The sequence below is a fragment of the Sphingomonas sp. PP-CE-3G-477 genome (assembly GCF_003050745.1).
GTDB lineage: Bacteria > Pseudomonadota > Alphaproteobacteria > Sphingomonadales > Sphingomonadaceae > Sphingomonas.
Window position 1 is genome coordinate 68,271 of sequence record NZ_QAOF01000005.1, and the last position, 26,650, is coordinate 94,920.

The window sequence follows — 26,650 nt, forward strand, 5'->3', positions numbered from 1 at the left end:
CGCCTATCGCTGGCTTAGCGCCACGATATGCTCGAACACCGCCGGGTGCAGCGGCTTGGCAAACGCGCAGCCGTATTTGAACTTGTCACGCCACGCGACCACCGCTTCGAGCGCCGCCAATCCCGGCAACGTCAGCCACACCACCGTCCCGGGCCACAACGTAAAGCTCGTCTCCGCGCGAAACCCCGATAGCGACAAATCCGTCACCTCGATCTCGAATCGCGTCTGACCCCGATCGCGCAGATGCGCGCGCATCTTGACGGCCTTGCGTAGCGCCTGACGGAGCTCCTCGCCGGTCGGTTCGGCGGGGGGGATGGGGACGGGCTGTGTCATGTCCGGAACACTGCTCCCCAAGTGGTTACCATTCTCCAAACGCCTTACGATTCGGCGGCTTGGGATTTGGCGGAACGCGGCTGGACCGGGGCGCGGATGCCGGCACGCGAGCGCCGCTTGAGTTCGGCCTTCAGATTCTCGGGCCTAGGCGCGACGAGGAAGCCGAAGCTCACATTGCCCTCTTTCGTCTCGACCACATGATGCAAGCGGTGCGCCTGGACGATCCGCTTCATGTATTTCGACTTGGGCAGATACCGGGTCGGGATCCGCTGGTGCACGATCACGTCGTGGAACCCGAAATAGATCGCGCCATAGGCGGCGATGCCCGCACCGATCCAGGCGAACCCCGGCCACCAGCCGAGCTGCACGCCGCCAAGCAGCAACACGAACGACGGCACAGCGAAGATCGCCGCATACAGGTCGTTCAATTCCCAATTACCGTGACGCGTGCGGTGGTGACTCTCGTGCAGGAACCAGCCGAAGCCGTGCATGACCCAGCGGTGCGCGGCATAGGCGAACGCTTCCATGCCGATCACGGTGCCGAGGAACAGGAGGATGCCGAGCCAGATCGCCATGTACGTCATATAGGGGCGGCAAGCGCCACGGCAAAAGGCGAATTGTCCTAGTGGAAACCGAGTTTATTCCGCGCATAAACCACATTGTTGCAAACGAGACGCAACTGCAAATGCCTTAAGGGTGGATTTGCAGCCCGCCCTGTGCTTTACGCCGAACCAATTCCCGAGTTTCCTAAAAATTGCGTGGAGCCTTCCCGATGAACATCCATGAATACCAGGCCAAGGAACTGCTGGCCAAGTTCGGCGTCCCCGTGCCTGCCGGTTTCGCGGCACTGACCGTCGAGGAGGCCGTCGAGGCCTCGAAGAAGCTTCCCGGACCGCTCTATGTCGTCAAGGCGCAGATCCACGCCGGTGGCCGCGGCAAGGGCAAGTTCGTCGAGCTCGGCCCCGATGCCAAGGGCGGCGTCCGCCTCGCCAAGACTGAGGACGAGGTTCGCGCGGCCGCGACCGACATGCTCGGCAACACGCTCGTCACCATCCAGACGGGTGACGCGGGCAAGCAGGTCAATCGCCTGTACGTCACCGACGGCGTCGACATCGACAAGGAATTCTACCTCGCGCTGACGCTCAACCGCACCACCGGCCGGGTGATGATGGTCGTCTCGACCGAAGGCGGCATGGACATCGAAGCGGTCGCGCACGACACCCCCGAGAAGATCCAGTCGATCGACATCGACCAGGCGACCGGCTTCATGCCGCACCACGGCCGCGCCGTCGCGGCTGCTCTGAAGCTGACCGGCGATCTCGCCAAGCAGGCTGCGAACACCGCGTCGAAGCTGTATGACGCGTTCATGGGCACCGATGCCGAGCAGATCGAGATCAACCCGCTCGCGGTCACCAACGACGGCAAGCTGATGGTGCTCGACGCGAAGGTCGCATTCGACGGCAACGCGCTGTTCCGCCACAAGGACCTGCTCGAACTGCGCGACGAGACCGAGGAAGATCCCGCCGAGCTCGAGGCGTCGAAGTACGACCTCGCCTACATCAAGCTCGACGGCGACATCGGTTGCATGGTCAACGGCGCGGGCCTTGCGATGGCGACGATGGACATCATCAAGCTCAACGGCATGTTCCCGGCCAACTTCCTCGACGTCGGCGGCGGCGCCAACAAGGAGAAGGTGACGGCGGCGTTCAAGATCATCCTCGCGGATCCGAATGTGAAGGGCATCCTCGTCAACATCTTCGGCGGCATCATGAAGTGCGACATCATCGCCGACGGCATCGTCGCCGCGGCGAAGGAAGTGAACCTCTCGGTGCCGCTCGTCGTCCGCCTCGAGGGCACGAATGTCGAGAAGGGCAAGGAAATCCTCGCGAACTCCGGCCTCGCGATCGTTCCGGCGAACGACCTTGGCGATGCCGCGAAGAAGATCGTCGCAGAGGTACAGAAGGTCGCGGCCTAACCGCTGCCGACGACGCATACTGATTCTGCGAAAAGAGGGGCTCGGACGGAAACGTCCGGGCCCTTTTTCGTTGATGTCGCACACTGTTCGGCAGGTGGTCCGATCGGCATCTCGCCGTGACGCTACGGCATAGCGATGTTTCCATACCGGACTTGCGAAAACGGCTTAAAACAGCCATCTGTCGCGCCAACGCCGGTTGGCGACACGAATGATTTCACCTTGGAAGGAACCCCGATGAAGGTGCTGGTGCCGGTCAAGCGCGTGCTTGACTACAACGTGAAGCCTCGCGTGAAGGCGGACGGAACGGGCGTCGATCTGGCGAACGTCAAGATGAGCATGAACCCGTTCGACGAGATCGCGGTCGAAGAAGCGATCCGTCTCAAGGACAAGGGCGTGACGGAGATCGTCGTCGTCTCGATCGGCGAGCAGAAGAGCCAGGAAACGCTCCGCACCGCGCTCGCGATGGGTGCCGACCGTGCGATCCTCGTCGTCAGCGAGACCAAGGTCGAGCCGCTGGGCGTCGCCAAGATTCTCGCCAAGATCGTCGAGGAGGAGAAGCCCGACCTCGTGATCCTCGGCAAGCAGGCGATTGACGACGACAACAACCAGACCGGGCAGATGCTCGCCGGCCTCCTGAACTGGGGCCAGGGCACGTTCGCGTCGAAGGTCGAGATCGCCGACGGTTCGGTCAACGTGACGCGCGAAGTCGATGGCGGCGCGGAGACGGACACGCTCAAGCTGCCCGCGATCATTACCACCGATCTTCGCCTCAACGAGCCGCGTTATGCTTCGCTGCCGAACATCATGAAGGCGAAATCGAAGCCGATGGCGCAGAAGACGCCGGCCGATTTCGGCGTCGACGTGACGCCGCGCCTGACCACGTTGAAGGTCGTCGAGCCTGCCAAGCGCTCGGCCGGGATCAAGGTCGCCGATGTCGACGCGCTGGTCGGCAAGCTCAAGGAAATGGGAGTCGCCAAGTGAAGACGCTCGTCTGGGTCGAACATGACGGTCAGGCCGTCAAGGATGCCACGCTGTCGGCGGTCACAGCCGCATCGCAGCTCGGTGAAGTCCATCTCTTGGTTGTCGGCCAAGGCGTCGACGGCGTCGCTGCCGAAGCCGCGAAGATCGCCGGCGTCGGCAAGGTGCATGTCGCGGACGACGCTGCGTTCGCGCATGCGCTCGCCGAGAACGTCGCGCCGTTGATCGTCGAGCTGATGGCGAGCCATGATGCGTTCGTCGCTCCGTCGACCACGCATGGCAAGAACATCGCGCCGCGCGTGGCCGCGCTGCTCGACGTCATGCAGATCAGCGACATCCTGTCGGTCGAGAGCGAAGATACGTTCACGCGGCCGATCTACGCCGGCAACGCGATCGCGACCGTCCAGTCGACGGATGCTAAGAAGGTCATCACGGTTCGCGGCACGGCGTTCGCCAAGGCTGCGACCGAGGGTGGTTCGGGCGAGATCGAAGCGGTTGTCTCGACCGGCGATAAGGGTCTGTCGACCTTCGCCGGGTCGGAAATTGCCAAGAACGAGCGTCCCGAGCTGACCAGCGCAAAGATTATTGTCTCGGGCGGCCGTGCGCTGGCGTCGAGCGAGCAGTTCCACGCAACGATCGATCCACTTGCGGACAAGCTCGGTGCGGGCGTTGGCGCCTCTCGCGCCGCGGTTGATGCGGGCTATGCACCGAATGACTATCAGGTCGGCCAGACTGGCAAGATCGTCGCCCCGGAAGTGTATGTCGCGGTCGGCATTTCAGGCGCGATCCAGCATCTCGCGGGGATGAAGGACTCGAAGGTCATCATCGCGATCAACAAGGACGAGGACGCGCCGATCTTCCAGGTCGCAGACATTGGTTTGGTCGGCGATCTGTTTAAGATCGTGCCGGAATTGACGGCGAAGCTGTAGGCCTGAGCGAGGCGTGCAGCAGCACGCCGCTGCGAACCAGCGAAGCGCAGGTTCGCACGCGAAAGGCCGGCCGGCGGCGCTCCAGCGCCGACCGACGACGCGGGATTTACTCCCGTCGCGCGCCAAGAACGGGCGGTGTGACGTAGGTCGCACCGCCCGTTCTAGTGTCTGCCGAACGTACAGGTCTGCAGACGTCGAACCGGTTTGTTCACAAACCCAGGTCAATTTCACCCAAAAGTGACCGCCTTCCCGGCGAAGGCCGGGGCCCAATTGGGAAACGGAGGTAACGGCGGATGGTCCTTCGTCACATTGACCTTTCCCCTTGGACCCCGGCCTGCGCCAGGGAGGTGCATCTGTCGAAGCGGGATAAGTGCCGAATGCGTCCGGCGTACTGAGATCGTTCTCGCACCCTCACGCGCAGTTGCCACCCACCGCCCGCCTCCCCAATTATCCAGCATGCACGGCGTCCACTCGAACCCGCGCGACCGCCTGATATCAGCCGCCAGCGCCGCGCTACTCTGCGCCGTCATCGGCCACGCGCTCATCCTCGGCCTCGGCGTCAGCATCCCCACGGCTATTCCCGACGTGCTGAAGACCTTCGCCGTCGGCCCTTCACCGCCGCCCCTGCCGCCCGAAAAGATCGTTCCCCGCCCCGCAAAGAGCCACCGCCCCGAAGGCGCAGCGTCCCCTGCGAACCTCCGTTCGAAGGCGACCGAAGTCGTCGTCCCCAAGCCGATCGTCCCCCCGATTGTTCCACCGCCCCCGGTTATCGCTACACTGAAACCAGGCCCCGGTAGCGACGCCACCACCGGCGCGGCCGCCATTCCCGGACCAGGGACCGGTGCAGGCGGCGAGGGCAACGGCACGGGCAGTGGCCGCTCCGGAAATGGCGACGGGGACGGTGGTCAGGAGACCCCACCCCGCCTCCTGAAAGGCCGCTTCAAGAACAAGGACTTCCCCAATGCCGAAGCGGTGATCGGCGCGGGCGGGATCGTCGGCGTCCGCTACACCGTCGAGACCGACGGCAGCGTCACGCACTGCATGATCACGCGTTCCAGCGGCAATGCGGTGCTCGACGCGACCACCTGCCGCCTCATCGAGCTGCGGTTCCGCTACCGCCCCTGGCTCGACGCCACCGGTCGGCCGGTTCGCTCTACCGTCGTCCACAACCAGGAATGGGTGAACCAGCTCGGCCCGCCGTCACGCGGTAACTGACGCCGATCGCCCTAGCCGGCCGCCACTGAGCACCCGCGCGACTGACGGCAAGAGTGCCATCAGCACCTGTCCCAGCACGACGGTAACGCCGAGCACCAGCAGCGGTTGGACCAGCAGATAGGCCGGATACAACCCCGCCCCCAGCGAGCCGGTCGCCAACCCGATCACCGGCCCGAACAGCCACAGCAGCACCAGGTGATCGCAGAATGCGAGAAACCCGTACCGCTCGATCCCGCGCAATCGGTCCGCAACGTTGCTCCCAGCCAAGCCCCAGGCGAGCCGCCAGAACAGCACCGCAGAGGCCTGTCGAAACACGATGTCGAATGCCGCCATCAGATGCGGATGTGCATCGAAGAACGCGTTCCCGAGCAGCGCTGTCCACAGCCGCGGCGCGATCAGTACGACGAATGGCAGCGCGGATAGAGCGACAGGCCACCCCGCCACCCGCTCCGCCACGCCAAACCGCCGCGCGGCGATCCCAGCGGTAAAGAAGAGCAGGATCTGCGGTCGCAGCAACAGCGGAACGTGCACCCCGGACACGCTCCATACCACCGCGATCAGCGCGACCGCCGCCAGCCACGCACTCGACGCGCGCACCAGCAGCGGCGCGAGCATCATGCAGACGAACAGGTCGCGCAGGAACGGCATCTGCACGTTGACGTCGTTCGCATGCACGAGCGGCACCAGTTCGTTGAGCGTCCAGCCGATGCTCGTCGGCGTCGGTGCCTTCAGGTCGCCGAACGTCGCCGCCGCCCCCACCAGCAGGATCGCGATCGCGTTCCACAGCAGCATCGGCAGCAGGATCGTCCGCGCCTTGCCGAGCAGGAATGCGCCGTAGGGCTGGCGCGTCGCGGTCGAGACGACCAGCCAACCGGAGATCATCCCGAGCAGCGGCACCGCGCTACGTCCGAACACTTCGCCGAGCACCGTTCGCAGCACCGCCTGCCAACCGAACGCCACCGCCGCCAATTCCTCGGCGGTGCGTCCGGTCCAGGCGTGGACGTAGACGATCCCCATGATCCCGATCAGCCGCGCGATCGCGATCGCGGTGGACAAGCGCGTGTCGCTGGTCCGGGCACTGCTTCCGACGGGTGTTTCGGTCGATCTGGTCTTCAAGTCCGCCACTTCGCGCTGGTTCGGCGCGGCGTACCCGGCTTGTAGCGCGCGATCACCTCCTTCAGGATGAAACGACCGTCACGGGGGACCAAGAGATGATCGCCGCCTTCCTGCTCATCGCCGCGCAGTCGAGCCCCGCCGCGGTGCCGGACCCGCAGATCGCGCGGCGCGTCGCGCGCGTGCTGGAGCGTAGCCCGGTGATCGACGGGCATAACGATCTCGCCTGGGAGATTCGCGAGCTGCACAACGCGAAGGTCGAGGCGGTCGATCTCTCGGTCGACACCGCGCACCTCCCGAACCCGCTTCAGACCGATATTCCCCGCCTGCGAAAGGGCCATGTCGGCGGGCAGTTCTGGTCGGTCTACATTCCCGCCGATGCGCCGCGCGCGGTCGAGATGACGCTGGAGGAGATCGATATCGTTCGCCGTTTCGTTGCCGCCAACCCGGCAACGTTCGAACTCGCCACCACTGCCGCGGATATCCGACGGATCGAGAAGGCCGGGCGGATCGCCTCGCTGATCGGTGTCGAGGGCGGGCACCAGATCGACGGGCGGCTGTCGGTGCTGCGCCAGTATCGCGCGCTCGGTGCGGCGTACATGACGCTGACGCACGGCAAGAGCCTGAACTGGGCGGACAGCTCGACCGACGCACCACGTGCCAACGGGCTGAGCGATTTCGGGCGGCAGGTGGTCGCCGAGATGAACCGGATCGGGATGATCGTCGACGTGTCGCATGTGTCCGACGCGACGATGGCCGCGGCGCTGGCGGCGACCAAGGCGCCGGTGATCGCCTCGCACTCCAGCGCGCGAGCGATCACGGACGCTCCGCGGAATATCTCCGACGACCTGCTTCGCGCGATCGGCGCGAACGGCGGCGTGGTGATGGTGAACTTCTACCCGTCGTTCTTGTCGGGGGAGTGGCGCGCCTGGGACGTTGCGCGCTCAGCCTATGCGAAGAGCGTCGGCGTGTCGGCGGGGGTGTACGGCGCCAAATCGCCTGCGCCGCTGGTGGCATGGGACGCCGCGCACCCCGAGCCACAGGTCACCGCCGCGACGGTCGCGGATCATGTCGAGCATATCGCGAAGATCGCCGGTCACGATCATGTCGGGATCGGCGGCGACTTCGACGGTATCCAGGGAACCGGGCCGATCGGTCTAAAGGGCGTCGACGGTTATCCGCTACTGTTCGCCGAACTGGCGCGGCGCGGGTGGAGCGATGGCGATATGGCGAAGCTGTCCGGCGGCAATGTCCTCCGCGCCATGGAGCGGGTCGAAGCGGTCGCACAAGCGATGGCGGGGATGCCGCCGGTCGACGCTACCGATGTGGCGTCGCGGTAGAAGGGACGAGTCCTCGTTGCCCGAGTTTCGAACCACCCCGCCAAATCCCGTCGCCCCCGCGAAAGCTGGGGTATTCCTCCGTATCAGATGACGCGTGCCAAACGACGATATCCCAGCTTTCGCTGGGATGACGGTGGGAGGTGCGTCACGGATCCGGCATCCGCTGCGGTACCGGCGGCTCCACCACCAGCGGTGGCACCGTGCGCAGCACCAGCCCGATCACCAGCGCCGTCACGCCGAGCAGCAGGCAGAACGCGGTCACCCCGGGCCACCCGGCGTGCGTCCAGGCGAACCCGCCGGCCGATCCCAGCACGCTCGACCCCATGTAATAGAAGAACAGGTAGAACGCCGCCGCCTGCCCGCGTGAGCCTTGCGCCCGGCGGCCGACCCAGGCGCTCGCGATCGAATGCGCGCCAAAGAAGCCGATCGTCACGACCGCAATCCCGGCGATCACCAGCACCAGCGGCGTCATCGCAGTCAGTGCGACGCCGGCGATCAACAGCACGACCGGGATCCAGAACACCTTCCGCCGCCCTAGTCGGCCGGCCAGCGTCCCGAACTTCGCCGAACTGACCGACCCCAGCACGTAGAGTAGGAACACCCCGCCGACCGCCGCCTGGCTGAGGCCGTAGGGCGGGCTCATCAGCCGAAAGCCTGCGTAATTATAGATCGTGACGAACACGCCCATCAGCAGGAACGCCTCAAGATACAGCAACGGCATCGCGCGATCGGTGAACAGCGACCCGGCACTCCGCAGCAGTGCGCCCGGTCGTCCCACGCTCGGCGTGAAATTGCGCGAGAGCGGCGCGAGCCGGCGGAACGCCTCCGCCATCGCGAGGCCTGCGACGCCGACCGCGGCGAGCGCCCAGCGCCAGCCTTCGAGATCGGCGACGACGCTGACGACCAGTCGCCCGGCCATGCCGCCGAGCGCGCTGCCCGCGATATACAGCCCCATCGCCGCGCCGACCGCACCCGAATCGACCTCTTCCGCAACATAGGCCATCGCCACCGCCGGCACGCCTGCGAGCGCGATGCCGGTGAGGAAGCGCAGCACGAGTAACCCGCTCCACCCCGGCACCACCGCTTCCGCCAAGGTCAGCGCGCCCGCCACGAACATCGCCGCGATCATCAGCGGCCGCCGGCCGACGCGGTCCGAGACGAACCCGGCGAACAATATGCCGATCGCGAGCGGCCCGGTCGCGAGCGACACCGCCAGCGACGCAGCCTCCGCGGTCAACTGGTATTGCGCGGCGAACAACGGCAGCAACGGCTGCACCGAATACAGCAGCGAGAAGGTCGAGAACCCCGCGAACAGCATCGCCAGCGTCAGCCGACGATAGGCGGGCGTGCCGATCGCGATAGCTGCTTCAGAACCCACCGAGGAAACTCGCGACGTTGTGGCCGAGCGCGTCGACCGCGTATCCCCCTTCCATCACGATGACGGTCGGCCAGCAGCGTGCGGCGATGTCGCGCGCGAGGACCGCATAGTCGGGCGTGGTCAGCTTGAAGTACGAGATCGGATCGCCCTCCCACGTATCCGCGCCGAAGCTGACGACGAGCAGGCCGGGATCGAACGCGGCGATCGCGTCCAGCGCTGTGGCTTGAGCAGTGCGGAAAGCGTCGATTCGCGTGCCGTGGGGAAGCGGGAGGTTCAGCGTAGTGCCGAGCCCTTCACCTTCGCCAATCTCATCGGCATGGCCCCAGTAGAACGGGTAGTCGGATTTGGGATCAGCGTGCACCGAGGCGTAGAACACGTCCCGTCGGGCATAGAAGATGTCCTGCGTACCGTTGCCGTGGTGATAGTCGATATCGAGGATCGCGACGCGTTCGATGCCGGCGTCGCGGACGGCCTGCGCGGCGATCGCGGCGGTGTTGAGGTGGCAATAGCCGCCGCAATAGTCCGCACCGGCGTGATGGCCGGGTGGGCGACACAGCGCGAAGGCGGCACGGTCTCCGCCGAGTACGGCGTGAGTCGCGGCGAGCGCGGACTGCGCGCTGCCATAGGAGGCGGCCCAAGTCTCGGGCGTGATCGGCGTGGTCGCGTCGAAGCTGTGTGCGCCGATCAGTGCGTCGATCCGGGTGAGGTCGAGCGGACGGCGGCCGCGGATCGGGAAGGTATAGGGGGTCGCATCGCCTTCCCGCCCCGCCTCGCGCCACAGTCGCGCGGCGTCTTTCAGGAACGTGACATAGGCGGGCGAGTGCACGGCCAGGATCGGCGCCTCGCCACGATCCTGCGGCGTTTCGACCGGCCCCAACGCGCGGAGGATCGCGTCGATCCGCGCGGGCGTCTCGGCATAGGCGGTGAACGCGCCGTTATGGAGTTCGCGCGCCGGCGCGTGGGCTCGCTGAGCATCGTCGAAGAACAGCCGCATGTTCGCTCCTTGGTGCGCGGTCACGAGGGAAGAACCAACCGATCGCGTCCGGGGTCCTACGGGATCGCGCGCGCCCGGCAAATTCGAAGGCTCAGAACAGCGCCAGTTGCCGATCGTCGTCGCCGCTCAGCAGCCAGCGGCCGAGTACGTCGTGTCGCGTTCGCCCTACATGGCTGTGGACCAGTACGGACGCATCCGCCGTCCAGCCGATCGGCGCGATGTCTTGCGTGAACGGCCCGCCGTCGCGGTAGCCGAGCGTCATGTGAGCACTCGAGCGAAAGCCGGCGCGGGCGCGTAGCCCTGCCGCCTCGCGCGCTACGGCGATCCGCTGGTACAAGGCGGCGAAGGATGCGTTCTGCCGGCGGGGACGCATCGCAATGGATCGATCGCTGCCGATCACGGTATCGAACTCGATCGCGAACGGCGCGGCCTCGACCGCATCACCGATCGCCTTCAGGTCCCGCTCCAGCGCGGTCGATACGCGGTCTTGGTCATCGAGGATGTCGATTGTGACGTGGAGATGCTCGGGGCGCAGCTTGTCCCCGTCGGCCTCGAACCACGACGCTGCGGCGGTGATCTGACGCGCGAGCGGGAGTGGCGGACGGATCGCGAAGAACAGGCGATGACGGGCGAGCGGTCGATGAAACATGCCGGTTTCCGAATCGAAGAAGGCGGATTTGTTGCTAATATGTTCTACTGGACTCGTCTAGGTAACTCACGAAATCGAGGGCCCCATTCACCACCCCGGCGAAGGCCGGGGCCCAATTGGAAAGGTCATAATAACGAAGCGTCGCGGTTAGTTAGCAGCGTCTCCCAATTGGGCCCCGGCCTCTGCCGGGGTGGTACTTCGTCGAAAGCGTGGCCTTACCGCGCCAACGCTTCCCCTATCAGTTTCCGCGAGTTCGCGACGCCGTACAGCGCGATGAAACTGCCCATCCGCGGGCCCTGCTCCGACCCCAGCAGCGTCTCGTACAGCGCCTTGAACCAGTCGCGCAAATTGTCGAACCCGCCGGTCTTGCCGATCTCGTAGACGATGTTCTGGATATCCTCCGCGCTCGCCTCCGCGGGCAGCGCGGCGAGTTCCGCCTCCAGCCGCTCCAGCGCCGCGACTTCGACACCCTCGGGCGCGCGGCGCTTCAGCGTCGGCGCGACGAAATCGCGGCTATAGGCCAGCGCATAGCCGATCAGCCGGTCGAGCTCGGGGTATTTGGCCGCCGACGCATCGGGCACATAATTGGCCAGATACCCCCAGACCTGCTCCTTGCTCGCATCGCCCATCACGCCGACGAGGTTGAGGAGCAGCCCGAACGTCACCGGCAGTTCGCCGGTCGGCAGCTTGCCGTCGTGGATGTGATGGACCGGATTGCCGAGCTGCTGCTTCAGGTCCTGGCCGGCATAATTGCCGCGGAACTGCCAATACTCGTCCACCGCGCGCGGGATCACGCCCATGTGCAACGACTTCGCCTTCTTCGGCTCGCGATACGCGTAGAATGCCAGCGATTCCTCGGGACCGTAGGTCAGCCACTGCTCGAGGCTCAGCCCGTTGCCCTTCGACTTCGAAATCTTCTCGCCATTCTCGTCGAGGAACATCTCGTAGTTGAAGCCCTCGGGCGGACGGCCGCCAAGCACGCGTGCGATCTTCGACGACTGGGTGACCGAATCGATGAGGTCCTTGCCCGCCATCTCGTAATCGACGCCGAGCGCGACCCAGCGCATCGCCCAGTCGACCTTCCACTGGAGCTTCGCCTTGCCGCCGAGTACCGACTGCTCGATCCGCTGGCCTTCGTCTTCGAACGCGATCAGCCCGGCTTCGGCGTCGATAACTTCGATCGGGACCTGCAGCACGATGCCGCTGGTCGGCGAGATCGGCAGGACGGGCGAATAGGTCGCGCGACGTTCTGCGCGCAGCGTCGGGAGCATCACGTCCTGGATGCCCTGGAAGTGGCGTAGTACGCCTTTCAGCGCCTCGTCAAAGCGACCGGAGGTGTAATATTCGGTGGACGAGGCGAACTCGTAGTCGAAGCCGTAACGGTCGAGAAATTCGCGCAAGATCGCATTGTTATGCGCGGCGAAGCTCGAATGCGTGCCGAACGGATCGGGGATCTGCGTCAACGGCTTGCCGAGGTGTTCGCGCAGCATGTCGCCGTTGGGGACGTTGTCCGGGACTTTCCGGAGACCGTCCATATCGTCCGAGAACGCGATCAGCCGCGTCGGCGTGTCGCTCAGCGCGTGGAAGGCGTTGCGCACCATCGTCGTGCGGAGGACTTCGTTGAACGTGCCGATATGCGGCAGGCCCGACGGTCCGTAGCCCGTCTCGAACAGCACCGGATCGCCCGACTTGCCGTTCGGATAGCGCTTGAGGAGTTTGCGCGCCTCCTCGTACGGCCAGGCTTTGGACTCGAGGGCGGCGGTGCGGATGTCATCGGTCATAGCGTTGGGCGATTAGCGCCTGCGCCCGTGTCCGTCACCCCACCGCCGCATCCCGATCAGCGGCAACGATCCTTCGCGGTGATCGTCCGGTCGACCGCACGGCCACCGAGCGCACCCGCTGCACCGCCGGCGAGCGTGCCGAGCAGGCCGCCACCGACCGCATTGCCGAGCACCGCGCCGCCGACGCCGCCTGCGACGAGGCCGGTCGTGCCGCTCGAATGACGGCAACGCTTGGCGCGGTAACGACGGTCATGCCCGCGATATTCGCGCTTCGAGCGGGCTTCGGCCTTGCCCGTGGGGATCACGGCAGCCGCCGGAATTGCGAGCGAGAGCGCGCTCAGCGCCATGAGAAACTTCCGCATGATGATCGTCCCTGTTGATGTAGGTAATGTTCGGTATCGATAAGGGCGGAACGCACGTGAACCGTGCCAGTTGCGTAACGGCCGATATGGGGGCCAATCTATGATCCTCCCCCGCAAGGGGGAGGTGGCGCCGTAGGCGTCGGAGGGGGAGGACACGGAACGTGGGTCACCGCCTGCCGCCCCCTCCGTCAGGCTACGCCTGCCACCTCCCCCTAGCGGGGGAGGATTGGGCTGACATTCATATCTAAGCACCCTGGGCTGCACAAAAGGTTGCCCTTTCGTTCCCCGTCCCGCAAGGTTGCGCGGTGCTTCGCTATCCCGCCCTCCACGCCAGCCACGCCGGCATCTGGATCGCGAACGCCGAGGGCGCGCGGCCTATAGGGCGAGGCGAGGCGATCCGGATCGCGGCGGATACGCCGGTCATCATGCTCAACGCGCCGCTGGTCGGGCAGCGACTCGGGTATCCCGATCTGTCGGGGCTCGACTTGCTCGAACTCTACGCGTTCCTGCGCCCGGCGCAGTTCGCGGTGCCGACGCCGAAGGGGATCGCGCGGGTTACCGGGCTCGACGTGCCGACCGAGGACGCGGAGGTTGCGCCGTTCCTGCTGCGCGCGGCCGAGGCAATGCTGGCGCTTACCGATGGCGACTGGCCCGAGCGTGAGGGCGCGTGGACGGCGGCGCAATCACTGTTCCGCCTGCGCTGGCCCTGGGCACCCGTCGTTGCCGAGCGGCTGAAGAAGCCCGCGGTCAACGAACGCTGGCTGTTCTCGTCGCTCCCCGAATGGGAGGAGCACGCGCCGCGACCCGCCCCGCGCACCGTGACGATCGAGCCCGGCGATGCCGAGGCGCGGCTCGTCGATCTCACCGGCCACGGCGCCGAGGAACGCCCCGGCCAGCGCGCCTATGCCGGCGCGGCCACCGCCGCCTTCGCGCCGCGGGCGATGCGCGATACGCCCAACCTAGTCCTCGCCGAGGCGGGGACCGGGATCGGCAAGACGCTCGGCTATCTCGCTCCCGCGTCGCTCTGGGCGGAGAAGGCCGGCGGCGCGGTATGGATCTCCACCTATACCAAGACGCTGCAACGCCAGCTCGGCCAGGAAACCGCACGGCTTTATCCCGACGCCGCGATCCGGAAAGCCAAGGTCGTCACGCGCAAAGGTCGCGAGAATTACCTCTGCCTGCTCAACCTGGAGGACGCGCTGCAAGGCGGGTTCGCGGGGCGTGCAGCGATCCTCGCACACCTCGTCGCGCGCTGGGCTGCGTATAGCGCCGACGGCGACATGGTCGGCGGCGATCTGCCCGGCTGGCTGCCGACGCTGTTCCGCCGCAATGGCTCGACCGCGCTGACCGACCGGCGCGGCGAATGCGTGTATGCCGGCTGCCCGCACTACCGGAAATGCTTCATCGAGCGCGCCGCCCGCGCCTCGTCCGACGCCGACATCGTCATCGCCAACCACGCACTGGTGATGGTCAATGCCGCGAGAGGGCGCGAACTCGCGACCCGACCGACGCGGTACGTGTTCGACGAGGGCCATCACATCTTCGACGCCGCCGATTCGATGTTCGCGACGGCGCTGACCGGTGCGGAGACGATCGAACTGCGCCGGTGGATTCTCGGCCCCGAATCGAGCGGCCGCGGACGCAGGCGAGGACTCGCCGCACGCCTGTCCGATCTCGCCAGTTATGACGAACAGGGCGCGCGGGCGATCAGCGACGCGGTGACCGCAGCGGGAGCTTTGGCCTCCGACGGCTGGCTGCAACGCCTCGGCGAAGGCGCGCCGTTCGGGCCGATCGAAACGCTGCTCGCCGCCGTCCGCGGGCTCACTTACGCGCGGGCCGAGCAGCCGGGCGACGCGGGCTATGGCCTGGAGACCGAACTCGCCGAACCCGACGCCACGCTGATCGAGGCAGCCGCGCCCGCAGCCGCCGCGCTCGACGCACTGGTCCGCCCACTCGTAACGCTCGGCCGCCGGCTTGAAGCCGTGCTCGCCGAAGCGCCCGACTGGATGGACGCGCCCGCCCGCGCACGAGTCGAAGGCGCGATCGCCTCGATTGGCTGGCGCGCGGAGACGGTGGCGTCGTGGCTGTCATTGCTCGCGCGCGTCGGCGGACCGGTCGATGGCGATTTCGTCGACTGGCTCGCGGTCGACCGTATCGAGGGGCGCGAGTTCGATATCGGCCTCCACCGTCACTGGCTCGACCCGACCCGACCCTTCGCCGAGATTGTCCTCAAACCCGCCCACGGCGCGCTCGTCACCTCCGCGACACTCACCGGCGGCGGAGACTGGGAAGTCGCCGAAGCCCGCACCGGCGCGCCGCATCTGCTGCGCCCGGCCGCGCGGTTCGAGGCGAAGAGCCCGTTCGACTATACCCGCCAAGCCGAAGTGCTGATCGTCACCGACGTGAAGCGCGGCGACATCGGCGCGCTGGCCAACGCCTATGCGCAGCTGATCGTCGCCAGCCGCGGCGGCACGCTCGGGCTGTTCACCGCGATCCGGCGGCTGCGCGGCGTGCATGGCCGCATCGCCGATCGACTCGCGCGCGAAGGCCTGCCGCTCCATGCACAGCACGTCGATCCGATCGACACCGGTACCTTGGTCGACATTTTCCGCGACGATCCGGGGGCGTCACTGCTTGGTACAGATGCGCTCCGAGACGGCGTCGACGTTCCCGGCGAATCGCTGCGGCTGGTGGTGATGGAGGGCGTGCCTTGGGCGAAACCGTCCGTACTGCACGCCGCGCGCAGGCTCGCGGGCGGTGGTTCGGCATATGACGACCGGCTCGTTCGGGCACGTCTTGCGCAGGCGTTCGGACGATTAATCCGCCGCGCGGACGACTCCGGCGTGTTCGTGATGCTGTCCGCGGCGATGCCCTCGCGACTGCTCAGCGCGTTCCCGCCGGGCGTGCCGATCGCCCGCGTAACGCTCGAAGAAGCGGTGGCCCGAGTCGCAAGCCGGCTTTCCTCGCGAGCGCCGGTAGGGCATGAAAGCCGCGAACCGGCTTGAGGATTGCCATGAAGACGTTGACGCTGTTGCGCCACGCCAAGTCCGGCTGGGACGACCCGGTCGCGCGCGATTTCGACCGCCCACTCAACGCCAAGGGCAAGCGCGCGGCGGTGATGGTGGGGCGGCATATGCGGTCGCTGGGATTGGCATTCGACCATGCGATCGCGTCGCCGGCGGTGCGGGTTTCGGAGACTTTGGCGCAGATCAAATCGGGCTATGGCCGGACGATCGCGCCGGACCTAGACCGGCGGGTGTATCTGGCGTCTGCGGCGACGTTGCTTGACGTGGTGCACGGGTTTCCGGCCGAGGCTGAGAGCGCGTTGCTGGTCGGGCACAATCCCGGGTTGGAGGATCTGGTGCTGATGCTGGTCGCGGACGGGGCCGATCCGTTGCGCGATGCGGTCGAGGATAAGTATCCGACGGCCAGTATTGCCGAGCTTCAGTTCGAGGGGGAATGGGGGGATGTTGCGGCCGGTACGGTTCGGCTTACTCGTTTCATCCGTCCCCGTGATCTTGACCCGACTTTAGGCCCCGACGCGGACTAAACCATGTTTCCCCGCAAAGGCGGGGACCCAGACTGGGCTCCCGCCTTCGCGGGAGAACAAGGGGTGGAGGTTTTCCGCCAAGCGCATCGCACCGTGCGACCGGTCCCACCCCGGCGGAGGCCGGGGCCCAGTTGGGGGACGTCGCTAACGAAGGGCATCGCTTCGTTATTCCCACCTTTCCAACTGGGCCCCGGCCTTCGCCGGGGTGTTAAGGTGGTTGGGGTAAGCTCACCTCAACAAGACTAAGACCCGGAAGATACTCAGCTCTTCCCCGCCATCCTCGCCTTCAAATCCGAGAACGCATTCGCCGGACGGAACTCGTCCTCGCTGATCACCCCCGCCGCTGCCAGCGCCGCCGCCGCATTAGGCCCGCGCGGAAACGGGTCGATCGCCAGCGCCAGCGTGTCCGCCGCGGCTTCGCCCAGGTCGATCGTGCCACCCTCGATCGCGACCATGTCGAGCGCGTCGTCGGACAGTTCGACCTCGTCGCCCTCGGACACTAACTGCGCGACGAACAACAGTGCGACCGCCTCATCGATCTTCGTGTCGAGCGGTTCGTCGGTCACCGAGCACGCCTGCACCGCCGCCCCGGTCACGCGGCCCTTCACGACGATGCCGCTGTCAGTGCGCTTGATCCCGAGTCGGGCGTCGAGTCGCGTGATCGACAGCAGCGCGAACCGCTTCGCCAGCGCCGCGCGCTCGTCCTCGGTCGCGGCGATCTCGACGATCCGCTCGCGCTCGCCGATCGTGTCGAGGCGTTCGGGGCGGCTGAACTCGGGCTTCACGGCAATTCTCCAGATAACAGATTCGGTAGTGACGTCGCAGCCAGCCCAGCATGAAAAGCGATCACCGAGTCGCGGACATGCGCCAATGCGGCGTCATCGGGCGTCACGCCGCGGTACAGGTTCCGTACCAAGGCCGGGGCGATATCGCCCGCCGCCAGCCCGTCGCGGTAGGCACCGAGGCGCCCGCCGAGCATGCTCATCATCTTGCCGATATGCTTGCCGACGATGATGTCGCCGATCCCGATCTCGCGCAGCTGCCCGTCCATGTCGTCGACGAAGCGTTCGGCCAGACGCGCCGCGGGTTCGCCGCCAGCGGGCTCCGTCTCGAGCCGCAGCATGACGATCGCGAGCAAGGTAGCGATCATGTCGAAGCGGCCGTCGACCGTATCCGGCACCGCGCCCGCCCGGTACCAATGCTCCGCACGCGCTCGGCCGACGACGGCGTTGTACAGCGGCAGCGCCTCGTCGGGCTTCTCGCCGAGCAGTCTTCCCAACCAGCTCAAAATCTATCGTCCTCAACACGAAGCCGCGCTTCGGCTTGTTTGCCCGCGCATCCTCGCATATCGAGGCGATCGGCGGCCGATGCAATCGCGTGGGACCCGTCACGTGTTTTCGCGTGCCCCGGTTGGGAGTTTATATGAGCGTGTTTTCCGCCCGTACGGGTCTCGCCGCAGCACTTGCGGTCGCCGCATTGGCCAGTGGTGGCTGCACCCAGCTGCGCTCGCACCAGGGCTATGTCGTCGATACCGACCTCGTGAACTCGGTCCAGCCGGGCGTCGACAACCGCCAGTCTGTGCTCGCGACGCTTGGCAAGCCGACGCTCGCGGGCCAGTTCGATCAGGGCGACTGGTATTACCTCGCGCGCGACAGCCGCAACCTCGCCTTCCGCAATCCGCGCCCGAACGCGCAGATCACGCTGCAGATCAGCTTCGACGCGAAGGGCACCGTCACCGCGATCCGTCGCGGCGGTCTGGAGCAGGTCGCCTCGATCAGCCCATATGGCAAGAAGACGCCGACGCTCGGCCGCCAGCGCGGGTTCTTCCAGGATCTGTTCGGCAACATCGGCACGGTCGGCGCGGCGGGGGCCGGCGGCAGCGGCGGTGGCAGCAACACCGGCGGCGGCGGTCGCGATCGGCCTTAAGCTACGGGTATGACGTCTGCAGCCTGACCTGCGAGGGTTAGGCCGCACCGCGCTACACCGCGGTGCGGCCGGGCCGGGCATTGGTCGGCACCGATCCCGAAAGGGGGGAAAGGGATCAAGGACGTAATGTTCGCCGGGCAGGAAGGTTCAGCCCGTGCAGCAAGACGCGAGAGATATTTCCTAAACATCCGATTCCGACCCGAATGAATCCGAAACGGACATAACGTGGCGTACCTCCATGCAGCGGGGGTGCACGTGATCGAGTCGTTGTGGATGATCGACGTTTTCGCGCGCGAAACCATGTTGTTCGCGGGCGTCGGGCTGTTGTTGGGCGGGCTCGACGATCTGCTCATCGACGTGATCTTCATCGTGCTGCGGGTTCGGTACGGACGCCGCCCACGCCTGACGCTCGCGACATTGCCACCTCCCTCTCGACCGGGTCGGATAGCCGTGTTCGTCGCCGCCTGGGACGAGGTCGCGGTCATCGGCGGAATGCTGGCGACCGCGCTGGCACGCTACGATCACGACGACTACCGGATTTATGTCGGCGTCTATCCCAACGATCGCGGCACGATCGATGCCGTCGCGGAGGTTGCGCAACGGGATGCGCGTGTCCGAATGGTGATCGGCCCGCGTGACGGACCGACGACCAAGGCCGATTGTCTCAACACCTTGTGGCGGGCTCTGCGCCGTGACGACGCGCGGGAGACGCTGCAGACAAAGGCAATCGTGCTGCACGATGCCGAGGACGTTGTGCATGCGCAGGAGTTGCGTGTCTTCGACAGCCTGATCGACCGATACGAGGTGGTGCAGCTGCCGGTGCTGCCGCTGGTCAATCGCGGCGCACGGCTCGTGTCGGGTCATTATGCCGACGAGTTCGCCGAGTCGCATGCAAAACAGATCATCGTCCGGACCGCGCTAGGCGCGGGAATGCCGCTCGCCGGTACCGGATGCGTGATCGCGCCCGACGTGCTGGCGATGATCGCCCAGGCGCGCGGCGGAGACCCGTTCGATGCCTCCAGCCTGACCGAGGATTATGAACTATATGGAGTCCAAGATAAGACGTATTATGTCGGCAAGATATTTATACCGACTTGGCAGCTCGTCTTGAGGCCAACAGCCCGATGCGGGCTGCAGCCGTTCCATATAATAATTGCCGCTAATGCGGTTCGGCGCCGCCAAAATTGGTGGATTGCGGACTGGCCGCTTTCGAACGGTCGGCCCCGAAAAGCTGTCGCTCGTTCAGGAAGCACGCCAAAGGATACCGAACTCCCGTATCCCGAATGCGGCGGAGTGGCGGAGTGGCGGAACGGCGTGCTCATCGATCGGTGTCCACAATAGGCGCTGGCTTGCGTATGGACCTTATCGAACGGCTTCGGCCTGCCACCAACCCCGCCGCTCTCGCGTCGGGACTCGGCTTGTCGGGCGCTCGGGAATACGCCTCAGTTCAGGTCTTCCGCGAAACGGGGTTGATCGAGCCGTGGCCCGCCCCATAGCCGACATCTCGAGCGTCGAAGTTGGAAAGCGGCCAATTGGACGCAGCGTCGGGGGGACGAATGAAGGTAAGGATCAATCTCAGCCTTGCGGATTATGTCCGCATCGGAAACGCGAACACTGAAGGGCTGCTGGCCGGTCATCACGCACTGATGCCGCTCGTCAATGACTACTACGACTTCTTCGCGACGAAGCTGTGGAGCGACGGACAGCCGATACGGGAGGTGCCGATGTTCCTCTCGACCAACGCGTTCATGATATGGACGAGCGGCGTGCGCATGGCGCTGAGTGGTCACGAGACGGCCATCTACCCGCTTTTTCGAACCGCTCTCGAATCCGCCTGCTACGCGCTGCTCATCTCGCTCGATCCCGCGCTTGAGTCCATCTGGTCGGACCGCGACAAGGGAGATGTGGAGCGCAAGGCGTCGAGGAAGGCGTTCGGCGGGGCGGTCGCGGATGTAGTGAAGCATCTTGAAGCCGAGCAGTCGGGTTTGGGCGACTTCATCAGCTCGCTCTACGAGACGAGCATCGATTACGGCGCGCATCCCAACACTCTTGCGATCCGCAACCATGTTCAGATCGGGCCGAAAACGACCGAGCAGAAGAGGTTCGATCAGGGCAGCATCTACCCTGGTGACTCCTTCCAAGTGTTCCGCGCCCTGACATCGGCGGCGGAATATGGTCGCGGCATCGCGCTGGTGCTCATCCACTGCCTTCCGGGCATGACGCCTACGGTGGTCGAGCCTCTCCGCGCGCTTCAGCTCGAGTTCGCGCGAATCATGGAGATGGAGACGCCCGACGCCGAGAAGCAGGACTGATGAGACGCGCTCGTGGACAGCTATTCGATCCGGAATGGCTCTTCGATGACTTGAAAATCCGGCTGCCGGCTACCAAGAACATATAGGGAATAGATGCATCCTAAAGGGGTAGTTCGCGATGGCCACCGTAACCAGCACGTCTCGCCGCTACATCGAGGCCCTCGTCGACGAGCTCGACATCAGCGATAGCAGATACGAACAGGCCAATGAGAGCTATATGTCGCTTGGGCGCTGGCTTAACAGGCCGGCATCTTCGATCGCAGCGTATGCACCCGCTGTCTACGTGCAGGGCTCCTTCGGCCTCGGGACGGTGATCAAGCCAATCAATCTTACGGAGGAATACGACGTCGACGCGGTCTGCGAGCTGAAGGACCTTGGGAAGTCCCAAGTCACCCAATTCGCGCTCAAGACCATGGTCGGTGCGGAAATCGAGGGATACCGCCGCTCAAAGTCGATGTCGAAGCCGCTGCGCGAATGTCGTCGCTGCTGGGCGCTCGACTATGCCGATGGCGCCCAGTTCCACATGGACGTCGTGCCGGCGCTTCCGAACGGAGGTTCGGTCCGCAAGCTGCTGGAGGCCCGCTCGCTCGATACGCGATGGGCGTCAACTGCGATCGCCATCACCGACAAGGAGCGCTGGGACTATGCGATCAAGACCGACGACTGGCCTCGATCAAACCCCAAGGGCTATCTGGAGTGGTTCCGGTCCCGCATGATCGTGGCGCTGAACGAGCGCAAGCGTGCGCTCGCGAAGTCCATGAACGCAAGCGTCGAGAAAATCCCCGACTACAAGGTGCGGACGCCCTTGCAGGCGTCGATCATGATCCTGAAGCGTCACCGCGACATCATGTTTCAGGACGACCGGAGCAACTCTGCCCCGATCTCGATCATCATCACGACGCTGGCGGCTCACGCCTACAGCGGCGAGGAGGACGTGGCCGACGCGCTGTTTTCAATCCTGTCGGGAATGGAACGGCACATCCTGCGTGACGGAAGGGGCGCCGCGTTCATCCCGAACCCGAGCGATCCCATGGAGAACTTCGCCGACAAGTGGGCGGAACGCCCGGAGCGCGAGTCGGCTTTCTTCCGTTGGCTGAGGCAGGCTCAGTCCGACTTCTCGCGCATCGCGCAGCTCAACACGCAAGCGGGCATCGCCGAGGTACTCTCTCCCCATGTCGGTGCCGAGCTCGCGAAGCGTGCCGAAAGCCGATCCGGCGGCTCGAGGTCCATGCTGCGCAGTGCAACAGGCTTCGTCGCGGCCACGTCGTCGCCATCGTTCGGCTCCACGCCCCGCGTTCCCAGCAAACCTCAAGGCTTTGCATGATCTGGTGGGCGTCCCAACCCAGCCGTGCCCGAAGCGAACGTCGTGCAATAGCGGATCTCCAGGAGCGGTCGGACTGGCTCCGCGACGTCACCTGGCGGCTGACGCCCCAGGCGCGCCTTTGCGCCGACTTCGACCTGGTTCGGCTCGGTGAGGCCGTTCCACTGACCCTGACCTATCCCGGCTTTTTTCCCGATATGCCGCCCCAGATAACGCCGCGCGACGGAGCGAGACTGACCGGCCACCAGTGGGGCGCGGGAGGCGAGCTCTGCCTGGAGTACAGACCCGACAACTGGGATCCCTCGGTCACCGGGGCCATGATGATGGAGAGCGCTTACCGGCTTTTGACCGGCGAGCGGCCAGCGCCAGGCGAATACGCCAGCGTCGCGAGCGCTCACCGCATGACTGTCGGCCAGAACACGCGCGGCTCGTCGAACAGGCTTCTGGTCCCGGCGGATCTTGCCGCGATGATCGCGCAGCTGGCCCTTCATCAGCCGGTCGAGTTCGAGGCAGCCGAACACCTGGCGACCGGTCACTGGCTCGCCTTCCCGCGGCGGCTTGGATCTGCCGAATTGCCGATCTGGACCGGGGCTGAGATCTTTCCCGACCTCACCAAGAGGAAGGGCTTCGCCGTAAGGCTAGTCGCCGCTCTCGGCGGCAGGGTCCTTCCCACGTTCGAGTTCTTCGATGCGGTTGTCCGTAGCACGGAGCGCGAGGATCTCATCGCCAGGCTCGACTCGGCGACTGAGGAGTTCACCATGCTGGTTGAGTGTGACGGAGCGATATTCATGATGTCGCTCGCGCCCGGCACCGGCAAACGTTACGTGTTCGACTATGCCAGCGTTGCCTTGCCCGAGGACGCGCCGAGGTTGCCCGCCGAATACGGTCGGCTCGCAAGGGCGTCGGTCGCGATCGTCGGTTGCGGGTCGGTCGGCTCGAAGGTGGGGGCCTCGCTTGCGAGGGCCGGGGTCGGCCGCTTCGTTCTCGTGGACGGCGATCTCGTCTTCCCTGGCAACGTCGTGCGCAATGATCTCGACTGGCGCGCGGTCGGCCTGAACAAGCCCGATGCGGTCTCCCAACGCATTAAAAGCATCCTGCCATCGGCCATGGTGAGCAGGCGTCGGCTGCTGCTCGGCGGCCAGGAGAGTTCGGCGTCGACGGAGTCGGCTCTCGAGGAGATCGGCGGGTGCGACATCATCGTCGACGCGACTGCCGATCCGCAGGTCTACAACCTGTGCGCCGCGATCGCACGCGACGAGCGCAGGCCCATCGTATGGGGCGAGGTCTTCGCAGGAGGGATCGGTGCGCTCGTCGGGCGGCTGCGGCCCGACGTGGAGCCGGTCCCGCACCAGGCCCGCCGGCAGATTCTGGACTGGTGCGCGTCATGCGGGGTCGAGGTGCCGCAGGGGCGGGCAAACCAGTATGGACTGGATCTCGGAGAGGACCTCCCGCCGCTGATCGCCGACGATGCCGAGGTGTCCCTTCTCGCCGACCACATGTCGAGGTTCGTCCTTGATACGCTCTCCAGAAGCGAGACCATCTTCCCGCACCCCGCCTACGCGATCGGCTTCCGCAAGGGGTGGATTTTCGAAGCACCTTTCGACACCTGGCCGATCTCGCTATCGCTCGAGGAGGCGTGGGGGCCGCAGCAGGACGAGGGTCTGGAGGACGAGCTGCGGGCGTTCACGGCCGAGTTCTTCCCCGCATCCCCGGAAGGGCCTGCCGAGTGAACCTGCTGGTGCCCAGGGACGTGCGCGTCCGTCTAAACAACACCGTGAGGGCCGCGGGACGGCTGGAGATCGGCGGGGTGCTCATGGCGGAACAGCTTGCGCCCGGCCGATTTTCGCTCGTCGACTTCACGGTCGATGCCGAGAAGGGCGGCGCTGCGCATTTCGTGCGGTCCGTGGATCATCATCGGGAAGCCTTGGCCGCGTTCTTCGATCGGACCGGGTCGGATTTCGCGCGCTTCAACTATCTCGGGGAGTGGCACTCCCATCCCAACCACCCGCCGGTGCCGAGCACGGAGGACTTGCGATCCATGCAGGGGCTGGTCGGCGGCGAACGGGACATACCATTCGCGCTGCTTCTCATCGTTCGGGCAAGCTGGCGACGGCTTCTGCTAAGCGCCACCTTGTTCCAGCAGGGGGCGGCGCCGGCACCCGTCGTGGTCGAGATGGACAGCCGCGAAGAACAAGAGACCGCGCGCCTCGGGAGGAGCTAGAATGTCCAAGTCGAGCATACCGCAGAGGATCCAGTCTGCCGTCTGGGCTCGGGCGGGAGGACGCTGCGAATACCGCGGCTGCAACGTCGATCTCGTCGGCGACCTGATCGCCGGCAAGGACGGCGGCCTCTTCGGCTTCATCGCCCACATCGTAGCCGACAGCGTCAAGGGCCCGAGGGGGGACGAGCGGCGGTCGCCGGAGCTGGCCGCGGACCTCGGCAACTTGATGCTCCTATGCCATCGCCACCACAAGCTGGTGGACGTCGACGAGGTCGCGAGCCATCCTGAGGAAGTGCTGCTCGCGATGAAGGAGGAGCATGAGACCCGGATCGCCACGAACACCGGCATCAGCGCGGAGTATGCCTCACACGTGCTTCGCTTCGGCGCTACGATCGGCCCCAACGAGGCGCTGCTGTCGACCCAGGCCATCTTCGCCGCGATGCCGCCGCAGCGTCATCCGGCGACGCGGCAGACGATCGACCTGGAGCTGCTGAACCAGGTCTTCCGGGATGACGAGGCCGAATATTGGGCGATCCAGAAGCGTAACCTCGACCAGCTCTTCCGCGAGAAGGTCCAGGGCCGGATCGAGCGGCAGGAGATCAAGCACCTCAGCGTCTTTGCGCTGGCACCTCAGCCACTGCTGATCGAGCTCGGTCGCCTCATCTACGACATTGTGCCGACCACGGTCCACCAGCGTCACCGCGAGCCGGAGACCTGGAACTGGCAGCGTGATCGCCCGCCACTCGATTTTGTAGTGTCTCGTCCTCCTGAGAACGCAAGCGGACCAATTGCTCTTAAGATCGCGGTCAGCGGCGTCGTGAACGACGATCGGATCGTCGCCATCCTCGGCGAGGACGCCGCAATCTGGTCCATCACGATCGCGGATCCCGGCAACGACGTGGTTCGCCGACCTGAGGACCTGTCGGCCTTTCGGCGCACGCTGCGGGCGGTGTATGGCGAACTGCAAGCCCGCTACGGCGAGAGCACGCTCCTCCATCTCTTTCCTGCCATGCCCGCTTCGTTGGCGGTCGAGACGGGGCGGGTCTGGATGCCGAAGGTGAACCTGGCGATGAAGATCTACGACCACGTTCGGAATGTCGGGTTCGTCCCCACTTTTACGATCGGCGCGCCGAAAAGGACCGACGACTGAAGCTGTGGCTGCTCCGCTTGGTTCGCGACCTCCGTTTCAGCTGCTGCCCCGCGGCGCGCTGAGCGGGTCTGCTAGTTCAGCAGCCGGTTCTCCCGCAAGGGTCGGGCGCCTATATCGACAGAACGACCGCAGGGTGTCGCGATCTGAAGGAACGTCCGGTTCCGGATCACAATAGCAATCCGTGAGCGAGCGCTTTGGGTCTGTCGGAGCGTTTAGCTTCACGTGAGGTGCTGTACGGTTCCTAGCTATTGCCCTCGGGCTCAAACAAGGCGACGTTCGGGAACGACGACGGTAAGGTAAGGGGCAACAGTGACCGACGCGCGGAACTCGACAGACGGCAGCAACGATGCGCTAGGATTTGCTCCCGAGCAAATTGACGACCTGATGAGCAACATGCGTAGTACGGCAGGATCGCGATTCGCGGCGGCAAAGCGGCTGGAACACCGGGATCGATCGCTCACTCGGCTCACGGCATTTGCATCAGGATATATAATCATCCTGACTGTTCTTCCGTACATTCTGAAGACCGAAACCGATCTGACAGATAAAATTAATCTAGCGACGATTGCTATCGCTGTCGTGATTCTTGTGTCATCCTTGCTGCAATACTCCAGTGGAGACGTATTACGGGCAGAGCAATTTCACAGGTCAGCCCTTGAGCTTAAAGAGCTTCGACGAGAAATAAAAGCTCGCCGCAGTACAATGAGCGCTAATGAGTTCCTCACTGACTCTGCTAAGTATAGCAGAATTCTTGAAAAATACGCGGTGAATCATGATGATATCGACTACCTGCGTTACCAGCTGGAGAACGCGAAGGATTTTGGGGTAGACGATTGGAAAGCCCGGATCGGTTGGTTGCAGCTAAAAATTGCAAATAGTCGACCAGCCACTGCGTTACTCGCTGTGACTGCGCTGTGTCTTGCACTTGGTTTCTATGGGTTGACACAAAGCGCCAAGAGTACCGCCGCCGGGTCGGCCGTACTCTGCAACAACTGTGTAATTAAACCCAGCTAAACTTGGTAGGCTAGATGAGATTTTTGTAGGCGCGGAACCAGGTGCAGAATGTTGGCTATGGCACGGAGATGAACGGGCGACCGAAGTTGGGTAGCGTTCAAGCCGCGGT

At 65.2% G+C, this 26,650-nt stretch carries 25 protein-coding genes; 15 read left to right on the top strand and 10 right to left on the bottom strand.

Annotation, left to right across the window (positions count from 1 at the left end):
• Nucleotides 1-3 precede the first annotated feature (3 nt).
• Nucleotides 4-333: a PilZ domain-containing protein gene (locus C8J45_RS11575; protein ID WP_056064110.1), complete on the bottom strand. Its 330-nt coding sequence runs from the start codon at nt 331-333 to the stop codon at nt 4-6.
• A gap of 44 nt (nt 334-377) precedes the next feature.
• Complete coding sequence (locus tag C8J45_RS11580) at nt 378-908, bottom strand: sterol desaturase family protein (RefSeq protein ID WP_107963366.1); 531 nt, start codon at nt 906-908, stop codon at nt 378-380.
• Between the two features lie 197 nt (nt 909-1,105).
• On the opposite strand from C8J45_RS11580, the gene sucC reads away from it, so the two are divergent.
• The 4 genes from sucC (at nt 1,106) to C8J45_RS11600 (ending at nt 5,430) form a co-directional block, all read left to right on the top strand.
• Nucleotides 1,106-2,308 carry an ADP-forming succinate--CoA ligase subunit beta gene (sucC, locus tag C8J45_RS11585; RefSeq protein ID WP_056053980.1) on the top strand — a complete coding sequence of 401 codons (1,203 nt, stop codon included), beginning with the start codon at nt 1,106-1,108 and terminating at the stop codon, nt 2,306-2,308.
• Nucleotides 2,309-2,542: 234 nt separating this feature from the next.
• Entirely contained in the window at nt 2,543-3,289 is a 747-nt protein-coding gene (locus C8J45_RS11590; RefSeq protein ID WP_056064107.1) for an electron transfer flavoprotein subunit beta/FixA family protein, read from the top strand.
• Nucleotides 3,286-4,215, top strand: coding sequence for an electron transfer flavoprotein subunit alpha/FixB family protein (locus C8J45_RS11595; protein WP_107963367.1), 930 nt, complete (start codon nt 3,286-3,288; stop codon nt 4,213-4,215). The genes C8J45_RS11590 and C8J45_RS11595 overlap by 4 nt, the downstream gene beginning before the upstream one ends.
• A 456-nt stretch (nt 4,216-4,671) precedes the next feature.
• Nucleotides 4,672-5,430, top strand: coding sequence for an energy transducer TonB (locus C8J45_RS11600; protein ID WP_107963368.1), 759 nt, complete (start codon nt 4,672-4,674; stop codon nt 5,428-5,430).
• Here C8J45_RS11600 and C8J45_RS11605 read toward each other — a convergent pair.
• Complete coding sequence (locus C8J45_RS11605; RefSeq protein ID WP_107963532.1) at nt 5,416-6,486, bottom strand: acyltransferase; 1,071 nt, start codon at nt 6,484-6,486, stop codon at nt 5,416-5,418. The genes C8J45_RS11600 and C8J45_RS11605 overlap by 15 nt on opposite strands.
• Nucleotides 6,487-6,641: 155 nt before the next feature.
• Between C8J45_RS11605 and C8J45_RS11610 the strand changes: the two genes are divergently transcribed.
• Entirely contained in the window at nt 6,642-7,883 is a 1,242-nt protein-coding gene (locus C8J45_RS11610) for a dipeptidase (RefSeq protein WP_107963369.1), read from the top strand.
• A 145-nt stretch (nt 7,884-8,028) separates the two neighbouring features.
• Here the strand turns inward: C8J45_RS11610 and C8J45_RS11615 are convergent, their stop codons facing one another.
• From C8J45_RS11615 to C8J45_RS11635, 5 genes are all read right to left on the bottom strand, one after another.
• Nucleotides 8,029-9,261: an MFS transporter gene (locus C8J45_RS11615; RefSeq protein ID WP_258191422.1), complete on the bottom strand. Its 1,233-nt coding sequence runs from the start codon at nt 9,259-9,261 to the stop codon at nt 8,029-8,031.
• Nucleotides 9,251-10,255 carry a histone deacetylase family protein gene (locus C8J45_RS11620; RefSeq protein ID WP_107963370.1) on the bottom strand — a complete coding sequence of 335 codons (1,005 nt, stop codon included), beginning with the start codon at nt 10,253-10,255 and terminating at the stop codon, nt 9,251-9,253. The genes C8J45_RS11615 and C8J45_RS11620 overlap by 11 nt, the downstream gene beginning before the upstream one ends.
• Before the next feature lie 91 nt (nt 10,256-10,346).
• Entirely contained in the window at nt 10,347-10,904 is a 558-nt protein-coding gene (locus C8J45_RS11625) for a 2'-5' RNA ligase family protein (RefSeq protein WP_107963371.1), read from the bottom strand.
• A 215-nt stretch (nt 10,905-11,119) separates the two neighbouring features.
• Nucleotides 11,120-12,685 (bottom strand): lysine--tRNA ligase, encoded by a 1,566-nt coding sequence (locus C8J45_RS11630; protein ID WP_107963372.1) that lies wholly within the window; start codon nt 12,683-12,685, stop codon nt 11,120-11,122.
• Between the two features lie 56 nt (nt 12,686-12,741).
• Nucleotides 12,742-13,047, bottom strand: coding sequence for a hypothetical protein (locus C8J45_RS11635; protein WP_056053958.1), 306 nt, complete (start codon nt 13,045-13,047; stop codon nt 12,742-12,744).
• A 305-nt stretch (nt 13,048-13,352) separates the two neighbouring features.
• On the opposite strand from C8J45_RS11635, the gene C8J45_RS11640 reads away from it, so the two are divergent.
• Both C8J45_RS11640 and C8J45_RS11645 read left to right on the top strand, forming a co-directional pair.
• Nucleotides 13,353-16,052: an ATP-dependent DNA helicase gene (locus C8J45_RS11640; RefSeq protein ID WP_107963373.1), complete on the top strand. Its 2,700-nt coding sequence runs from the start codon at nt 13,353-13,355 to the stop codon at nt 16,050-16,052.
• Between the two features lie 8 nt (nt 16,053-16,060).
• The gene (locus C8J45_RS11645) at nt 16,061-16,597 is read left to right on the top strand and encodes a histidine phosphatase family protein (RefSeq protein ID WP_107963374.1); all 537 of its coding nucleotides are present in this window, start codon (nt 16,061-16,063) and stop codon (nt 16,595-16,597) included.
• Between the two features lie 260 nt (nt 16,598-16,857).
• On the opposite strand, the gene C8J45_RS11650 is transcribed toward C8J45_RS11645, so the two are convergent.
• Together C8J45_RS11650 and C8J45_RS11655 are read right to left on the bottom strand one after the other, a co-directional pair.
• Nucleotides 16,858-17,382, bottom strand: a complete 525-nt coding sequence (locus C8J45_RS11650) for a DUF177 domain-containing protein (protein ID WP_107963375.1) — start codon at nt 17,380-17,382, stop codon at nt 16,858-16,860.
• The gene (locus tag C8J45_RS11655; protein ID WP_258191423.1) at nt 17,379-17,885 is read right to left on the bottom strand and encodes a ubiquinol-cytochrome C chaperone family protein; all 507 of its coding nucleotides are present in this window, start codon (nt 17,883-17,885) and stop codon (nt 17,379-17,381) included. Before C8J45_RS11655 ends, C8J45_RS11650 begins: the two co-directional genes overlap by 4 nt.
• Before the next feature lie 134 nt (nt 17,886-18,019).
• Between C8J45_RS11655 and C8J45_RS11660 the strand changes: the two genes are divergently transcribed.
• From C8J45_RS11660 to C8J45_RS18910, 8 genes are all read left to right on the top strand, one after another.
• Nucleotides 18,020-18,523 carry an outer membrane protein assembly factor BamE gene (locus C8J45_RS11660; protein WP_107963376.1) on the top strand — a complete coding sequence of 168 codons (504 nt, stop codon included), beginning with the start codon at nt 18,020-18,022 and terminating at the stop codon, nt 18,521-18,523.
• Between the two features lie 273 nt (nt 18,524-18,796).
• Nucleotides 18,797-19,864: a glycosyltransferase gene (locus tag C8J45_RS11665; protein WP_107963535.1), complete on the top strand. Its 1,068-nt coding sequence runs from the start codon at nt 18,797-18,799 to the stop codon at nt 19,862-19,864.
• Between the two features lie 215 nt (nt 19,865-20,079).
• The gene (locus C8J45_RS11670) at nt 20,080-20,835 is read left to right on the top strand and encodes a hypothetical protein (RefSeq protein WP_107963377.1); all 756 of its coding nucleotides are present in this window, start codon (nt 20,080-20,082) and stop codon (nt 20,833-20,835) included.
• Nucleotides 20,836-20,953: 118 nt separating this feature from the next.
• Entirely contained in the window at nt 20,954-22,159 is a 1,206-nt protein-coding gene (locus C8J45_RS11675) for a nucleotidyltransferase (RefSeq protein WP_107963378.1), read from the top strand.
• Nucleotides 22,156-23,886: a ThiF family adenylyltransferase gene (locus C8J45_RS11680; protein ID WP_107963379.1), complete on the top strand. Its 1,731-nt coding sequence runs from the start codon at nt 22,156-22,158 to the stop codon at nt 23,884-23,886. The genes C8J45_RS11675 and C8J45_RS11680 overlap by 4 nt, the downstream gene beginning before the upstream one ends.
• The gene (locus C8J45_RS11685; protein WP_107963380.1) at nt 23,883-24,377 is read left to right on the top strand and encodes a Mov34/MPN/PAD-1 family protein; all 495 of its coding nucleotides are present in this window, start codon (nt 23,883-23,885) and stop codon (nt 24,375-24,377) included. The genes C8J45_RS11680 and C8J45_RS11685 overlap by 4 nt, the downstream gene beginning before the upstream one ends.
• 1 nt (nt 24,378) lies before the next feature.
• The gene (locus tag C8J45_RS11690) at nt 24,379-25,527 is read left to right on the top strand and encodes an SAVED domain-containing protein (RefSeq protein WP_107963381.1); all 1,149 of its coding nucleotides are present in this window, start codon (nt 24,379-24,381) and stop codon (nt 25,525-25,527) included.
• Nucleotides 25,528-25,836: 309 nt separating this feature from the next.
• Complete coding sequence (locus tag C8J45_RS18910; protein WP_146168613.1) at nt 25,837-26,541, top strand: SLATT domain-containing protein; 705 nt, start codon at nt 25,837-25,839, stop codon at nt 26,539-26,541.
• The last annotated feature ends 109 nt before the right edge of the window (nt 26,542-26,650 follow it).

Bases quoted from the DNA above. Each gene is read 5' to 3' on its own strand.
- C8J45_RS11670 (WP_107963377.1), top strand. From the start codon at position 20,080: ATGAAGGTAAGGATCAATCTCAGCCTTGCGGATTATGTCCGCATCGGA.
- C8J45_RS11645 (WP_107963374.1), top strand. From the start codon at position 16,061: ATGAAGACGTTGACGCTGTTGCGCCACGCCAAGTCCGGCTGGGACGAC.
- C8J45_RS11590 (WP_056064107.1), top strand. From the start codon at position 2,543: ATGAAGGTGCTGGTGCCGGTCAAGCGCGTGCTTGACTACAACGTGAAG.
- C8J45_RS11625 (WP_107963371.1), bottom strand. From the start codon at position 10,904: ATGTTTCATCGACCGCTCGCCCGTCATCGCCTGTTCTTCGCGATCCGT.
- C8J45_RS11635 (WP_056053958.1), bottom strand. From the start codon at position 13,047: ATGCGGAAGTTTCTCATGGCGCTGAGCGCGCTCTCGCTCGCAATTCCG.
- C8J45_RS11675 (WP_107963378.1), top strand. From the start codon at position 20,954: ATGGCCACCGTAACCAGCACGTCTCGCCGCTACATCGAGGCCCTCGTC.
- sucC (WP_056053980.1), top strand. From the start codon at position 1,106: ATGAACATCCATGAATACCAGGCCAAGGAACTGCTGGCCAAGTTCGGC.
- C8J45_RS11600 (WP_107963368.1), top strand. From the start codon at position 4,672: ATGCACGGCGTCCACTCGAACCCGCGCGACCGCCTGATATCAGCCGCC.
- C8J45_RS11630 (WP_107963372.1), bottom strand. From the start codon at position 12,685: ATGACCGATGACATCCGCACCGCCGCCCTCGAGTCCAAAGCCTGGCCG.
- C8J45_RS11660 (WP_107963376.1), top strand. From the start codon at position 18,020: ATGAGCGTGTTTTCCGCCCGTACGGGTCTCGCCGCAGCACTTGCGGTC.
- C8J45_RS11575 (WP_056064110.1), bottom strand. From the start codon at position 333: ATGACACAGCCCGTCCCCATCCCCCCCGCCGAACCGACCGGCGAGGAG.
- C8J45_RS11690 (WP_107963381.1), top strand. From the start codon at position 24,379: ATGTCCAAGTCGAGCATACCGCAGAGGATCCAGTCTGCCGTCTGGGCT.
- C8J45_RS11620 (WP_107963370.1), bottom strand. From the start codon at position 10,255: ATGCGGCTGTTCTTCGACGATGCTCAGCGAGCCCACGCGCCGGCGCGC.
- C8J45_RS11610 (WP_107963369.1), top strand. From the start codon at position 6,642: ATGATCGCCGCCTTCCTGCTCATCGCCGCGCAGTCGAGCCCCGCCGCG.
- C8J45_RS11680 (WP_107963379.1), top strand. From the start codon at position 22,156: ATGATCTGGTGGGCGTCCCAACCCAGCCGTGCCCGAAGCGAACGTCGT.
- C8J45_RS11665 (WP_107963535.1), top strand. From the start codon at position 18,797: ATGATCGACGTTTTCGCGCGCGAAACCATGTTGTTCGCGGGCGTCGGG.
- C8J45_RS11580 (WP_107963366.1), bottom strand. From the start codon at position 908: ATGGCGATCTGGCTCGGCATCCTCCTGTTCCTCGGCACCGTGATCGGC.